The organism is Streptococcus gallinaceus (assembly GCF_024170225.1).
GTDB lineage: Bacteria > Bacillota > Bacilli > Lactobacillales > Streptococcaceae > Streptococcus > Streptococcus gallinaceus.
The window spans coordinates 100,539-114,538 of record NZ_JALJXU010000004.1; the positions used below are offsets into that span (position 1 = coordinate 100,539).

The following is a 14,000-nucleotide window of genomic DNA, read 5'->3' on the forward strand; positions in this document are numbered from 1 at the left end:
GAAAATGGGAAAATTTCAATTAGATTATAAAGGAATGCAGCGTGTGGAGAAGTTTCACGAGAAACACTCAACCGTCAAATCAGACAAAAAATCGCGCGTGCAAGAATTGCTGAAAAAAGCTGGAAAGAAAAAGTAATGGAACTACGTAGACCAACCTTGGCCGATAAAGAAGCCATTTTAGCCTTGATGCGGGCTTTTGAAGAAGCGGGATCCGCTCACGATGGTGGTTTCTGGGATGCGGACAACTTCGACTACGAAGCTTGGATTGCTGGCAATGCTGACGCGGAGATGGGGCTAAACATCCCTGAGGGCTGGGTGCCTGCTATCCAGTTTGTAGGATTTGTAGGCGAGGAAGCCATTGGTTTCCTCAGCCTCCGCTTGCGTTTGAATGACCATTTGCTCAACCATGGTGGGCATATTGGTTACTCAGTCAAGCCAGAAGCGCGTGGTAAAGGTTACGCCAAAGCTATGCTAGAACAAGGTATCAGCGCAGCTATGTCCAAAAACATCCAAAAGGTGCTGGTCACTTGTAGCGTGGACAATCCAGCCAGTCGAGCGGTGATTATCGCTAATAGCGGTGTTTTTGAGGATGTCCGCGAGGGGACAGAAAGGTACTGGATAGGGTAATCTAGAGCAAAGGAGGAGTCACATGAACAATCCACAGCCTCAGGAATGGAAGTCGTCTGAACTGAGTCAGGGGCGCATCATCGACTATAAGGCTTTTAACTTTGTGGATGGTGAAGGTGTGCGGAATTCGCTCTATGTGGCGGGCTGTATGTTTCATTGTGAGGGTTGCTACAATGTAGCGACCTGGTCTTTCAAGGCGGGGATTCCTTACACCAAAGAACTGGAAGAGCAGATTATGGCGGACTTGGCACAGCCTTATGTGCAGGGATTGACCTTGCTGGGTGGTGAGCCTTTTCTCAATACAGGTATTCTCTTGCCCTTGGTCAAGCGGATTCGCCGGGAATTGCCTGAAAAAGACATCTGGTCTTGGACAGGCTATATGTGGGAGGAGATGATGCTGGAGACCGATGACAAGCTAGAATTGTTGAATCTGATTGATATTTTGGTAGATGGGCGCTTTGACCGCACCAAGAAAAATCTCATGTTGCAGTTCAGAGGGTCGTCCAATCAGCGCATTATTGATGTACAAAAATCGTTGGCACAGGGAGAAGTTGTCATCTGGGACAAACTCAATGATGGCAAGGCGAATTTTGAGCAAATCAAACGAGAAGAATGAGCGTGGGACTCAATCGTGATTTCACAGAAATCGATTTTGTTGACACTTGCTTTGCAAGCTCTATTTCCAGATTAAAAAGATCTCCCAGACCTTTTTAACCCATCACCGCACAGTTCAGTTGACTAGCTTTAAAGATCCAAGGAGGCTGGAGATAAGGTTAACAAAGTTAGCCTCAACTATTCGAAATTGCTTGCATAGCAAGGAATGAGAACATGTCAACCTCTGCGTCAAACTGCTAAAATTATAAAAAATCAAGAACCCAGGACTGAGTCCCAGGTTCTTTTTTCTATTTAAAATATGGTATAATGGCATGGCGATAGAAGAAAGAGAGAAGAAAATGTACGATTATTTGATTGTTGGTGCGGGTTTGTCGGGAGCAATTTTTGCCTATGAGGCGACTAAGCGCGGGAAAAAGGTTAAGGTGATTGACAAGCGCAACCATATCGGTGGCAATATCTACTGTGAAAATGTTGAAGGAATTAACGTTCACAAGTACGGAGCACATATCTTCCATACGTCCAATCAGGCAATCTGGGATTACGTTAATCAATTTACGGAATTTAATCACTATATCAACTCTCCAGTGGCTAATTATCAAGGAAAACTCTACAATCTTCCTTTCAATATGAATACATTTTATGCTATGTGGGGAACCAAGACGCCGCAAGAGGTCAAGGATAAAATTGCAGAACAGACAGCGCATTTACAGGATACGGAGCCCAAAAACTTGGAGGAACAAGCCATCAAGTTGATTGGTCAAGATGTCTATCAGACCTTGATTAAGGGCTATACAGAAAAGCAATGGGGCCGCTCTGCGACAGATTTGCCGCCATTTATCATCAAGCGTCTGCCTGTTCGATTCACATTTGACAATAACTACTTCAACGACCGCTACCAAGGGATCCCAATCGGTGGCTACAATGTCATCATCGAAAAGATGCTGGAAGGCATTGACTTAGAGCTGGAGGTGGATTTTTTTGCTCACCGTGCTGACTTGGAAGCCAGCGCTGAAAAAGTTGTTTTTACAGGTATGATTGACCAGTATTTTGACTATGAGTTTGGGCAGTTGGAGTACCGTGGTTTGCATTTTGAGCACGAAGTATTGGATATGGAAAATTTCCAAGGAAATGCAGTTGTCAACTATACAGAAGGTGAAGTGCCCTATACACGGATTATCGAGCACAAGCATTTTGAGTTTGGGACGCAGCCAAAGACGGTCATCACTCGCGAATACCCTGCTGATTGGAAACGTGGGGACGAGCCCTATTATCCAATCAATGATGCGACAAACAACGCCATCTATGCTTGCTATCAAGAAAAAGCGACAGCCATGAGGGACAAGGTCATCTTCTGTGGCCGCTTGGCGGATTACAAATACTACGACATGCACGCAGTCATCGAACGCGCGCTGAATGTTGTAAAAGAAGAATTCGGAGAATAAAAGGCATTGAATATAAAAATGAAGCTAGTGCAGAACTTAGCTTCATTTTTTAGTTACACAAAGTTTGTGTCATCAAGTTACTTGAACAAATTTACTTCAGATAAGCAAAAAAGCCCGACAAATCAGGCTTTTCCTCATGTTCAACAATGCCCCCTGCAGGGCTCGAACCTGCGACCCATAGATTAAGAGTCTACTGCTCTACCAACTGAGCTAAGGAGGCTAAAAAGCTGTATTGGTACCGGTGACCCGTGATTTGTATTGATCCCGCACGCTTATAAGCAGGTGGGCAACGCGTTTCTGACTTAGTCGCTTCCGTGTGAGACGGCCTGCATACTGCCAGAAAACCTTAGTTTCCCTAGTAATACAAAAATAGTCGGTCAACACTTAGATACGGATTCGTATACCACAGCATTTATTCTGTACATTTATCTTATCACAATTTCTAAAAAATTCAAGAGGAAAAATGAAAAATTGGAAACGGTCTCAATCAAAATCTGTCTCATCCCTTGGCAGAACTAGATTTTCCAGCTTTCAAATTTTTTATTTTTTCTTGTGTCAAACCAAGTGCACGCTCGTATTTTCCAGTTTCATTGGCAGAGAAGTAGTGAGCAGTTTTTATCTTATCAGGCAGGTATTGCTGGTCAACCCATTTTTCCGGATAGGAATGCGGGTAGAGGTAGGTTTGGGCATTGCCCAACTCCTTGCTGTCAGCATAATGTCCGTCGCGTAAGTGACGTGGAATAGGGAGATTTCCAGATTTTCGTAGGTCGGCTAGTGCGGCATCCATGGCTAGATAGGCTGAGTTGGACTTGGGCGAAAGCGCCAGATCAATGACAACATTGGCAATGAGGATACGTGCTTCTGGGAAGCCGATTTTTTGTGCCGCATCAAGGGCGGTCACGGTGTGTATCTGTGCTTCGGGATTGGCCAGGCCAATATCCTCATAGGCGATGACCGTTAGCCTGCGGGCCAAGCTCGGTAAATCTCCTGCCTCCACCAAACGTGCAGCATAGTGCAGACTGGCATCCACATCGGAGCCGCGAATGGATTTTTGCAGGGCAGAGAGGACGTCGTAGTGCCCATCGCCATCTTTGTCCATGGTAATGTAGCTGCGCTGCAGGGAATTTTCCATGATATCCAGCGTGATGTGTCGCCTTCCGTCGGCATCTTCAGGAGTTGAGAGAACGGCTAGGTCTAGCGAGTTATAGGCAGACCGCAGGTCACCGTTGGTAGCTGTCGCGATAAAATCAAGTGCTTCTTCGTCCAAGATAACCTCAAATGTAAAGCCACGTTCCTTGTCGTCAAGCACGTTCTGAACTGCTTTTTTGACGTCTTCGTTGGAGAGGGGCTCTAGCTCGAAAATCTGTACTCGCGAGCGGATGGCAGGCGTTACGGAGAAAAATGGATTTTCAGTGGTAGCACCAATCATGATGATGTTGCCATTCTCCAAGAGAGGAAGCAGAAAGTCTTGTTTGGTCTTGTCTAGGCGGTGAATTTCATCGAGGAGAAGGACGAGGACGCCTGAAAATTTAGCTTCTTCTGCGATTTCTTGTAGGCGTTTTTTGGTGTCAGTAGTGGCATTGAAGGTCCGAAAGGCATACTGAGTGGTGCCTGCGATAGCTGATGCAATGGACGTTTTTCCGATACCAGGAGGCCCATAGAGAATCATGGAAGACAGACGATTGGCCTCCACCATACGGCGGATAATTTTTCCAGCACCTACCAGATGAGTCTGTCCAATGACTTCATCAATAGTCCGAGGGCGCATCCGAAGAGCGAGATTATCAAGCATGGTCTTCTCCTATCCATTTTCCAAAAATCAAGCCGTCGACATACTGCCCTTCTAGGTAGAAATGGTCGGTGAGACAGGCTTCAACTTGAAAACCATAGTTTTCATAAAAAGCGACAGCTTCGGGACTTGTCCCCATGACATGCATGGCAATTTTTTTGTAGCCAAGTTCTGTGGCACGAGTCAAAAAACTCTCCATCAATGCTCTACCAATGCCCTGAACACGGGATGGTTCTGCCACGAGGATGCCAAATATCAGAACGTGTTTTCCTGATTCAAAAGGGTAAAAAGGAGAGTAGTCTAAGGCTCCGACCATGTGATTATCGATTTCTGCGACTAGGGTATTTCCCTGATTCTTCAGCGATTTGCTTACTTGTTCGACGGTGAATATCCGCTGATAGACGGGAGAAGTCTGCACTGTCCAGCCAGTATTTTGCAGGTGGACATAAGCCTCTAGGTCACTGTCCGTGATTTCTCTTATCCTCATGTTTTTCTCCCTCAATCATGTTATAATAAAATTATACTATAAATTAGAAAAGAGAGTTGAGAAATGGCTAAATTTGGATTTTTATCAGTATTAGAAGAGGAGTTGGAGAAGCACTTAGACTTTGACTTCGCCATGAATTGGGACAAGAAAAACCATGCGGTAGAGGTGACGTTTGTCCTCGAAGCGCAAAATCAATCAGAAGTGGAAACCGTTGATGAAGCGGGGGAAGTCTCAGCAGAAGACATCATTTTTGAAGATTATGTGCTCTTTTACAACCCTGAAAAGACAAAATTTGATGCGGAAGATTATTTAGTAGCCGTACCTTATGAGCCAAAAAAAGGTTTATCGCGTGAATTTTTAGCCTACTTTTCTCAAATATTAAACGACGTCGCAACAGAAGGACTCAGCGACCTTATGGACTTCTTGCGTGACGATACCATCCCAGAATTTGGTCTCAACTGGGATGCAGAAACTTTTGAAAAAGGCAGAGCTGAGTTGACGGAGACGGAGTTTTACGGGTATCCGAGGTATTGAGATGAGGTACTATTCATTAGTTTCAGAATTATCTATTTCAAATTGGGAAAAGTCCCGATATTTTTACTGTGAATTGTTGCATTTATCAGAACTATATGAAAATAGAGAAAGCGGTTTACACGTTCTCTCGAATGCATGGGAAGATTCTCAAATTGGAATAGTCAGGTTGGTGGAAAAAATTAGTGTTGAGCCGGTACAACAAAATGTCAAGTTAACCATCTGTTTGGGACGCACTTATCAATATTTACCTGCAACTCTTGATAAGGAAAAGTATCCATATCACTATGACGATGATAGGAGGCTTTGTGTCTATGATCCAGATGGTTATTATTGGGGAATATGTGATTGATTTTATAGAAATTAGAGAGGTATTTTATGAACGCATGGAAAGAACTAACCATCACGGTCAATCGTGAGGCTGAGGAAGCGGCTTCCAATATTTTAATTGAGTCTGGGAGTGCTGGTGTGGCGATTGATGATAGCGCCGACTACATTGGGCAGGAGGACCGTTTTGGGGAATTGTACCCTGAGATTGAGCAGTCCGATATGGTAACTATCACGGCTTACTATCCAGAAACGGCAGATATTGAGGCAGTTAGGGCGCAGGTCAATGAACGCTTGGCAGAGTTGACTGGTTTCGGTGTGGAAACAGGGGAAATCGCACTCAATACACAGGAACTGGCCGAGGAAGATTGGGCTGAAAACTGGAAAAAATATTACGAGCCTGCTCGGATTACCCATGATTTGACTATCGTCCCAAGTTGGACAGAAGACTATGTGGCGTCAAGCGGTGAAAAGCTCATCAAACTTGACCCAGGCATGGCTTTTGGTACAGGAACGCACCCAACTACAAAAATGAGCCTTTTTGCGCTTGAGCAAATCTTACGCGGTGGCGAAACGGTTATTGACGTGGGAACTGGTTCTGGTGTGCTTTCAATCGCAAGTTCCCTTCTCGGTGCCAAAGATATTTATGCCTACGACCTAGATGACGTGGCGGTGCGCGTGGCACAGGAAAATATTGACCTAAACGACGGGACAGAAAACATTCACGTGGCGGCTGGTGACTTGCTCAAGGGTGTTGCTATTGAGGCTGAGGTCATCGTGGCTAATATCCTTGCGGACATCCTCATCCACTTGACGGACGACGCTTATCGATTGGTTAAGGACGAGGGCTATCTCATCATGTCTGGCATTATCGCTGAGAAGTGTCAAATGGTCATTGATGCGGCAGAAAAGGCAGGCTTTTTCCTTGAGACTCACATGAAGCAGGGCGAGTGGAACTGTGTCATCTTCAAGAAAACGGACGACATTTCAGGCGTCATCGGAGGCTAGGATGCAGCAGTATTTTGTAAATAGCAGAGCGGAAAATCCAGTCACTATCACAGACAAAGACACGGTGAAGCACATGTTTAACGTTATGCGGCTGACCGAGGGAGATGAGGTAGTGTTGGTCTTCAACGATCATATAAAGCGCTTGGCAAAAGTGTTGGACAGCGCAGCCCATTCCTTTGAAATCATAGAAGCACTATCCGATAATGTAGAATTACCAGTCCAAGTGACAATTGCTTCAGGCTTTCCAAAAGGGGACAAGCTAGAATTTGTCGCACAAAAGGTAACCGAGCTAGGCGCAGCAGCCCTCTGGGCCTTCCCAGCCGACTGGTCAGTCGTTAAATGGGACGGGAAAAAATTGGCCAAACGCCAAGAAAAATTAGACAAAATCGTGTTGGGAGCAGCGGAGCAATCCAAACGCAACTTGGTCCCAGAAGTGACTTTGATTGAGAAGAAAGCTGATTTTCTGAAAAAGCTGGCAGACTTTGATAAGATTTTCATCGCTTATGAAGAATCAGCCAAGGAAGGGGAACAAGCTGTACTGGTACGTGAATTAGCGCAGGCAGAGGCAGGACAAAACCTCCTCTTCATCTTCGGACCAGAAGGTGGCATTTCACCTGAGGAAGTTGAGGTCTTTGAAGCGGCTGGAGCCCTCAAAGTCGGCTTGGGACCACGCATCATGCGGACAGAGACTGCACCGCTCTATGCCTTGTCAGCTGTCAGTTATGCATTTGAATTAGCCAAATAAAGACAAAGAAAAAGTCTGGGAAATCCAGACTTTTTAATATTCTTTTCCGTTGAAGGTGAAGCGGATATGAGCATAATCGTGCGCCGTATTTTTATCTGCCAGGAAGAGTTGGGCGTCTTTTTTGATCTGAACCAAGTCAATCCCTTGAGCCTGCGCAGCAAACACGCATCCACAGTAGCATTGGCGGTAGATGTCGTATTCGTTGCACATTTCAACTGAGCGCTTGTAACCTTGATTTTTCTTGAAATCACTTGGCAAATACTGCGTATTGTAGACCTGCTGGACTTCGATACCGACGGCGTTGATGGTCTGTGAATTTTTGTGTGGACTGATGGTAAGGGCACTGCCAAAGTAGTCAAATCCCAGCTCCACCGCCTGTTGTGCGGTCTTATCTAAGCGGTAATCGTAGCAAACCCGGCAGCGGTCGCCGCCTTCTGGCTCTTTTTCCAATCCATGCACCGTTTTAAAAAATTCATTTGGCACATAGTCGGCAGCAAGGAATTGAACACGTTGTCCTGTTTGCTGATTGAAATCATGGACGAATTTTTGTGTAACATAGGAGCGACGCTTATATTCAGCCTTGGGATGAATGTTAGAATTTGCAAAATAGATCGTTACGTCGGCCCACTGAGTCAGGTATTCGAGTGTGTAGGTGCTACAAGGGGCGCAGCACACGTGCATGAGAATTCGTGGCCGCTCATTTTTGCTTTGCCAGACCTTGACCATTTCTTGCATAACGCGATCATAGTTGACCTTTTGGTTGGGCTGCATGGTGGCTAAAATTTCTTCTACATCAATCATGTTAAAACTCCTTAAAATCGTCACATTCAGTGTACCATAAAAGTGGATAAATAATCAGCTAGTTTTGAATCCTTGCCTTTTTCTTTTTACTTTAAAATGGTAAAATAGTAGAAATAAATGAGGAGAGAACTGAAATGAAGGAAGTCAATCTTACGGGGGAGGAAGTTGTAGAACTGACTCGCGCCTACATGCCAGAAGAAGATGTGAAGTTTGTAGAAAAGGCATTGTATTATGCGGTTGAGGCTCACAAGGAGCAATTCCGTCAGTCAGGCGAACCTTATATTGTCCATCCTATCCAGGTGGCAGGTATTTTAGCGGGACTCAAGCTAGACGCAGTCACAGTTGCCTGCGGTTTTTTGCATGATGTGGTAGAAGATACGGATACGACTTTAGAAGACATGGAAAATGAATTTGGTCCAGAGGTTCGTTTAATCGTAGATGGAGTGACCAAGTTAGGGAAAGTCGAGTACAAGAGCCACGAAGAGCAATTGGCAGAAAACCACCGCAAGATGCTCATCGCCATGTCCAAAGACATGCGTGTGATTTTGGTCAAATTAGCAGACCGCTTGCATAATATGCGTACTCTTAAGCACTTACGCAAGGACAAGCAAGAGCGGATTTCACGAGAAACCATGGAAATATATGCTCCACTTGCGCACCGCTTGGGGATTTCTTCTATCAAGTGGGAATTGGAAGATATGTCTTTCCGCTATCTCAACGAGATTGAATTTTACAAGATTACCCGCATGATGACAGAGAAGCGCCGTGAGCGGGAGGCCTTGGTGACAGAGGTTGTGGATAAGATTGAGAGTTATGCGCGTGATCGCCACTTGGAAGGTCATATTTACGGTCGACCAAAGCACATTTACTCCATTTACCGTAAAATGCACGACAAGAAGAAGCGGTTTGATGAGCTCTATGACTTGATTGCTATTCGCTGTGTCATGGAAACGCCGAGCGATGTCTATGCTATGCTGGGCTATATTCATGAGTTGTGGCGTCCAATGCCAGGACGTTTCAAGGATTATATTGCCAATCCAAAGGCCAATGGCTATCAGTCTATTCATACGACGGTTTACGGACCTAAAGGTCCCATTGAGTTTCAAATCAGAACCCGTGAAATGCACCAAGTAGCCGAATACGGGGTTGCGGCTCACTGGGCTTACAAACGCGGAGGCGATGCAGTTGCCAAACAAAGCGAGCTCAAATGGATCAACAATCTGATTGAACTTCAAGCTGATGCAGGAGATGCCAAGACCTTTGTCGACTCTGTCAAGGACGATATTTTCACCGAGCGAATCTACGTCTTCACACCGGATGGAACGGTTCGTGAATTGCCTAAGGACTCTGTTCCTATTGACTTTGCCTATGAAATCCATACCAAGGTCGGGGAGCGGGCAACGGGTGCCAAGGTCAATGGTCGAATGGTGCCTTTGACGACGAAACTCCACACAGGGGATCAGGTCGAGATTGTAACCAATGCGAATTCATTTGGGCCAAGTCGTGACTGGGTCAATATCGTTAAAACCCACAAGGCTCGGAATAAAATCAAGCAATTTTTCAAAAATCAAGACAAGGAACTGTCTGTCTCTAAAGGACGTGAAATGTTGCAGACGCTCTTGCAGGAGCATGGTTATGTGGCCAACCAATACTTTGACCGCAAGCACATGGATGAAGTCTTGCAGAAGACCAGCTACAAGACGGATGAGTCCTTGTTTGCAGCAGTTGGTTTTGGTGAAATTTCTGCCATGTCTGTCTTTAATCGCTTAACGGAAAAAGAGCGGAGAGAGGCTGAGCGGGCAAAAGCTAAGGCAGAAGCGGATGAATTGGTCAATGGTGGTGAGGTCAAACAAGCCAGCAAGGACAGCATGAAAATCCGCCATGAAGGCGGGGTTGTTATCGAAGGAGCTTCAGGTCTCTTGATTCGGATTGCCAAATGCTGTAATCCCGTACCAGGTGACGAGATCGTCGGTTACATTACCAAGGGGCGTGGTGTCGCTGTTCACCGCGCAGACTGTATGAATCTCAAGGCTCAGGATAATTACGAAGACCGTTTGATTGATGTTGATTGGGAAGATGAGCATTCTGTCAAGGAATACGTGGCCCACATTGATATCTACGGGCTCAATCGTTCAGGTCTCTTGAATGATGTCTTGAAAGTATTGACAAATTCAAGTAAGAATATTTCGACAGTCAGCGCTCAACCAACTAAGGATATGAAGTACGCAACGATTCATGTTTCCTTTGGTATTCCAAACCTAGCTAGTCTGACAAGTTTGGTAGACAAGATTAAGTCTGTGCCAGAAGTTTATTCTGTCAAACGGACCAATGGGTAAGATTTCAAACAAATAAGGCGAGAAAGATGAAAATTATCATACAACGTGTCTCTCAAGCAGCGGTGACAATCGATGAGAAAAAAGTTGGAGAGATTGGTCAGGGCTTGCTGCTCTTGGTGGGAGTTGGTCCTGAGGACACCCAGGAAGATATGGATTATGCCGTTCGGAAAATTGTCAATATGCGCATTTTCTCCGATGAAGCTGGCAAGATGAACCTGTCTGTGCAAGATATTCAAGGTTCTATCTTATCCATATCCCAATTTACACTGTTTGCGGACACTAAAAAAGGCAACCGTCCTGCTTTTACAGGAGCGGCCAAACCAGACATGGCTAGCGAATTTTACAATCGCTTCAATCAAGCCCTAGCAACCCTTGTTCCTGTCGAAACCGGGGTATTTGGCGCCGACATGCAGGTCTCCCTAGTCAACGATGGTCCTGTGACCATTGTGCTGGACACGAAAAACTAAAAAAAGCTGAGAAAATTCTCAGCTTTTTTCTTTTTCTACATATAAAACTTCTGCAATGCTCAAAGGGATGGTGAGTTGCTTCCCTTTGTAGGCTATGGTGATGGTCTGGCTAAATGTAAGGTCAATTTCGAGCACGTCCAATTGGTCTCCAACCGCTAGCTGATGCTGTTCCAGATACTGCAAGAGTTGGTAAAAGTCTTTGACGCGCAAGAGTCGGTAAGGGCCGATATCTGTCACATGGGCCAGTTTGGTTGAGTACCGTTCAACTAAGGGCTGGTCTTTTCTTGGAATGGTACCACCGTGTGGACAGATTTGTGGAAAACCGAGTACAGCATCTAGTCGTTCAACGAAAAGGTCTGAAATGGTATGTTCTAGTACCTCGGCTTCTTCGTGGACTTCTTCGGCTGAGTAGCCCAGTTGATTGACCAAGAATACTTCAATCAGCCGATGCTTCCGATAAAGGTCGGCAACCATTTTTTGTCCTTGAACTTCCAAGCGGTAACCAAGTTGATCATCTTTTTGGACCAATCCTTCGGCTAGGAGTTTCTTCATCATTTCAGAGACAGCTGGCGCAGAAAATTGCATGGTTTCAGCAATTTTTTTGTTGGTAATCTTTTGTCCGTCTAGCCCCAATTCGTAAATACATTTTAAATAATCTTCTTTATTTGGTGTCATCTTTGCTCACTTTCATTGTTATTATATCAAAAAATAATAGAAAAGGTTGACAAATCATCTTTTTTAATATATATTAAACAATGAATTAGGTGTACCTAATAATATAATACACATAACATAAAAAGGAGTTTCTATGTTAAAGAAAATCATTGCAAGTTTGCTTGCCGTAATGTCGTGTTGTGTTTTGTTTGCTTGTCAATCCACAACAACTCAAAAAAAATCAAGCGAAAAACCAACTGTAACGGTAACCACATCGTTCCTTTACGATATGGTTTACCAGTTGGCGGGTGACGATGTCAAGCGCGAATTAATCATTCCAGCTGGCGAAGATCCACACCTTTATGTCGCAAAATCAAGCGACCTCAATAAGTTGAAAAATGCAGACTTGGTACTTTACCACGGCTTGCACTTTGAAGGAAAAATGGTTGATGCCTTGGAACAAACAGGTGTTGCAGTAACCAAAAACTTCCCTAAAGATAAAATTAACACAATGGAAGAGGATGGGAAAAAAATCGTCGATCCACATTTTTGGTTTGATATTAGCCTCTACCAATCAGCGGTTAAAGTCGCGTCAGCTCAACTGCAAGAATTGCTTCCTGCTAAAGCAGAAAAAATCAAAGAAAATGAAAAATCATATCTTGCTCAACTGGATGACTTGGACGCTTGGGTACGCAAAGAATTGAGCGTTATCCCAGAAAACAGCCGTTACTTGGTAACACCACATGATGCCTTTAACTACTTCGCTGCGCGTTACGATTTCACACTGTATGCACCTCAAGGTGTCAGCACAGACTCAGAAGTTGCGAATAGCGATATGATTGATACAGTGAATTTGATCATTGACCACAAAGTGAAAGCAATCTTTACAGAGTCTACAACTAACCCTGAGCGTATGAAAAAACTACAAGAAGCAGTTGCCGCTAAAGGTGGTAAGGTAGATGTTGTGACTGGCGAAGGAAAAGAATTGTTCTCAGATTCCTTGGCACCAGAAGGTGAAGACGGGGATACATACATTGATATGTACAAACACAATATCAACCTCATCGTATCATCATTGAAATAAAATAATAATTGCATAAAAAGTCAGGGAGCGGGATGAAAGTTCTAAACTCTCCGACTTTTTCAGGTTGAACAGTTTGACGCAGGGGTTGACTGAATGCTCTCATTCCTTGCTGCGCAAGCAATTTCGAATCTTGTAACTAACTTCGTCAGTTCTATCTCCAACCTTCAAAGCTCATCTTGGACCTTTGAAGCTAGTCAACTGTGCGGAGGTGGGAGTGAAACAGTCTGGGAATAGACTGTTTCAGCCCAAACCTAAAAATAAAAAGTGAGGGGATCGATTTCTACGAAATCACGATTTTTGTCCCACTCTCTTTTAGTAGAAAGTAGGATTATCATGGAAGCAGCCCTTGAAATGCAGGGAGTGAACTTGACCTATGGTTCGGTTTCCGCTTTGGAAAATGTGAATTTGGTCATTCCTGATGGGAGTAGAACCGCTATTGTCGGGCCAAATGGAGCAGGTAAATCTAGTTTGATGAAAGCTATATTAGGATTAGAAGGACAAGTGACAGGACAGGTGTCGCTCTTGGGACAGTCCGATCAGCTTGGTCAGTTGATTCAGAAAAAGTTAGCCTATATCCCTCAAGCCAGTCAGGTCAATTGGCAATTCCCTGCAACGGTTTTTGAGATTGTTCTCATGGGGCGCTATGCTCATATAGCTAACTGGCTCAAACGTCCTGGAAAGAAAGACAAGGAAATCGTAGAGGCTGCGCTTGAGCGTATGAACCTGCAAGATTTGCGTTACCGTCAGGTTGACCAATTATCAGGTGGTCAGCGCCAGCGGGTCTTTATAGCTCGTGCCTTGGCACAGGAAGCGCAAGTCTATCTCATGGATGAGCCTCTGGCTGGGATTGACCAGATTACAGAGGCAATCATCATGGATACGCTAAAAGAATTTCAGGCTGAGGGAAAAACATCGATTGTGATTCATCATGATTTGACAACCGTTGCGGATTATTTTGACTATCTTGTCTGGTTGAATCGTACGGTTGTAGCCAGCGGTTCAGTGGACCAAGTCTTGACGACAAGTCATTATCAGGCTACTTATGGCGCTATGGGTGATTTCTTTCTGACCAAAGGAGGAGAGTGAT

The 14,000-nt window shown here is 44.7% G+C and carries 16 protein-coding genes, 1 tRNA gene and 1 other RNA gene; 12 read left to right on the top strand and 6 right to left on the bottom strand.

The genetic code is table 11. The features are described 5' to 3' along the window. Positions 1 to 4: 4 nt before the first annotated feature. The 4 genes from J2T50_RS10545 to glf all read left to right on the top strand — a co-directional run bounded on the left by J2T50_RS10545 (position 5) and on the right by glf (position 2,684). Positions 5 to 136 (top strand): hypothetical protein, encoded by a 132-nt coding sequence (locus J2T50_RS10545; RefSeq protein WP_301282816.1) that lies wholly within the window; start codon positions 5 to 7, stop codon positions 134 to 136. Then, on the top strand, positions 136 to 627 hold the full coding sequence (locus J2T50_RS05960) for a GNAT family N-acetyltransferase (RefSeq protein WP_253364709.1): 492 nt from the start codon (positions 136 to 138) through the stop codon (positions 625 to 627). Before J2T50_RS10545 ends, J2T50_RS05960 begins: the two co-directional genes overlap by 1 nt. A 22-nt stretch (positions 628 to 649) precedes the next feature. After that, positions 650 to 1,243 (top strand): anaerobic ribonucleoside-triphosphate reductase activating protein, encoded by a 594-nt coding sequence (gene nrdG, locus J2T50_RS05965; RefSeq protein ID WP_253364711.1) that lies wholly within the window; start codon positions 650 to 652, stop codon positions 1,241 to 1,243. A 337-nt stretch (positions 1,244 to 1,580) separates the two neighbouring features. Continuing rightward, positions 1,581 to 2,684 carry a UDP-galactopyranose mutase gene (gene glf / locus J2T50_RS05970; protein ID WP_253364994.1) on the top strand — a complete coding sequence of 368 codons (1,104 nt, stop codon included), beginning with the start codon at positions 1,581 to 1,583 and terminating at the stop codon, positions 2,682 to 2,684. A gap of 147 nt (positions 2,685 to 2,831) precedes the next feature. Here glf and J2T50_RS05975 read toward each other — a convergent pair. From J2T50_RS05975 to J2T50_RS05990, 4 genes are all read right to left on the bottom strand, one after another. Continuing rightward, positions 2,832 to 2,904 (bottom strand) — tRNA-Lys (locus tag J2T50_RS05975). Then, a non-coding RNA gene (ssrS, locus tag J2T50_RS05980) (6S RNA) lies at positions 2,905 to 3,099 on the bottom strand. Positions 3,100 to 3,183: 84 nt separating this feature from the next. Continuing rightward, the gene (locus J2T50_RS05985; RefSeq protein WP_253364713.1) at positions 3,184 to 4,476 is read right to left on the bottom strand and encodes a replication-associated recombination protein A; all 1,293 of its coding nucleotides are present in this window, start codon (positions 4,474 to 4,476) and stop codon (positions 3,184 to 3,186) included. Further along, positions 4,469 to 4,960 carry a GNAT family N-acetyltransferase gene (locus J2T50_RS05990; protein WP_253364715.1) on the bottom strand — a complete coding sequence of 164 codons (492 nt, stop codon included), beginning with the start codon at positions 4,958 to 4,960 and terminating at the stop codon, positions 4,469 to 4,471. Before J2T50_RS05990 ends, J2T50_RS05985 begins: the two co-directional genes overlap by 8 nt. 63 nt (positions 4,961 to 5,023) lie before the next feature. On the opposite strand from J2T50_RS05990, the gene J2T50_RS05995 reads away from it, so the two are divergent. The 4 genes from J2T50_RS05995 to J2T50_RS06010 are packed head-to-tail and all read left to right on the top strand — an operon-like array spanning position 5,024 to position 7,571. Further along, entirely contained in the window at positions 5,024 to 5,494 is a 471-nt protein-coding gene (locus tag J2T50_RS05995) for a DUF3013 family protein (protein ID WP_253364716.1), read from the top strand. Position 5,495: 1 nt separating this feature from the next. Beyond that, on the top strand, positions 5,496 to 5,843 hold the full coding sequence (locus J2T50_RS06000; RefSeq protein ID WP_253364717.1) for a hypothetical protein: 348 nt from the start codon (positions 5,496 to 5,498) through the stop codon (positions 5,841 to 5,843). A 26-nt stretch (positions 5,844 to 5,869) separates the two neighbouring features. Beyond that, on the top strand, positions 5,870 to 6,826 hold the full coding sequence (gene prmA / locus J2T50_RS06005; RefSeq protein WP_253364718.1) for a 50S ribosomal protein L11 methyltransferase: 957 nt from the start codon (positions 5,870 to 5,872) through the stop codon (positions 6,824 to 6,826). A gap of 1 nt (position 6,827) precedes the next feature. Then, positions 6,828 to 7,571: a 16S rRNA (uracil(1498)-N(3))-methyltransferase gene (locus tag J2T50_RS06010; protein WP_253364719.1), complete on the top strand. Its 744-nt coding sequence runs from the start codon at positions 6,828 to 6,830 to the stop codon at positions 7,569 to 7,571. A gap of 33 nt (positions 7,572 to 7,604) precedes the next feature. Here the strand turns inward: J2T50_RS06010 and J2T50_RS06015 are convergent, their stop codons facing one another. Beyond that, the gene (locus tag J2T50_RS06015) at positions 7,605 to 8,372 is read right to left on the bottom strand and encodes an epoxyqueuosine reductase QueH (protein ID WP_253364720.1); all 768 of its coding nucleotides are present in this window, start codon (positions 8,370 to 8,372) and stop codon (positions 7,605 to 7,607) included. A 134-nt stretch (positions 8,373 to 8,506) separates the two neighbouring features. On the opposite strand from J2T50_RS06015, the gene J2T50_RS06020 reads away from it, so the two are divergent. After that, positions 8,507 to 10,708, top strand: coding sequence for a RelA/SpoT family protein (locus J2T50_RS06020; RefSeq protein WP_253364721.1), 2,202 nt, complete (start codon positions 8,507 to 8,509; stop codon positions 10,706 to 10,708). A gap of 26 nt (positions 10,709 to 10,734) precedes the next feature. Next, complete coding sequence (gene dtd, locus J2T50_RS06025; RefSeq protein ID WP_253364722.1) at positions 10,735 to 11,175, top strand: D-aminoacyl-tRNA deacylase; 441 nt, start codon at positions 10,735 to 10,737, stop codon at positions 11,173 to 11,175. 18 nt (positions 11,176 to 11,193) lie between these two features. Here dtd and J2T50_RS06030 read toward each other — a convergent pair whose 3' ends face one another. Next, positions 11,194 to 11,850 carry a metal-dependent transcriptional regulator gene (locus J2T50_RS06030; RefSeq protein WP_253364724.1) on the bottom strand — a complete coding sequence of 219 codons (657 nt, stop codon included), beginning with the start codon at positions 11,848 to 11,850 and terminating at the stop codon, positions 11,194 to 11,196. Between the two features lie 133 nt (positions 11,851 to 11,983). On the opposite strand from J2T50_RS06030, the gene J2T50_RS06035 reads away from it, so the two are divergent. Continuing rightward, positions 11,984 to 12,913, top strand: a complete 930-nt coding sequence (locus tag J2T50_RS06035; protein ID WP_253364726.1) for a metal ABC transporter solute-binding protein, Zn/Mn family — start codon at positions 11,984 to 11,986, stop codon at positions 12,911 to 12,913. Between the two features lie 333 nt (positions 12,914 to 13,246). Next, complete coding sequence (locus J2T50_RS06040; RefSeq protein WP_253364728.1) at positions 13,247 to 13,999, top strand: metal ABC transporter ATP-binding protein; 753 nt, start codon at positions 13,247 to 13,249, stop codon at positions 13,997 to 13,999. Position 14,000: the final 1 nt, after the last annotated feature.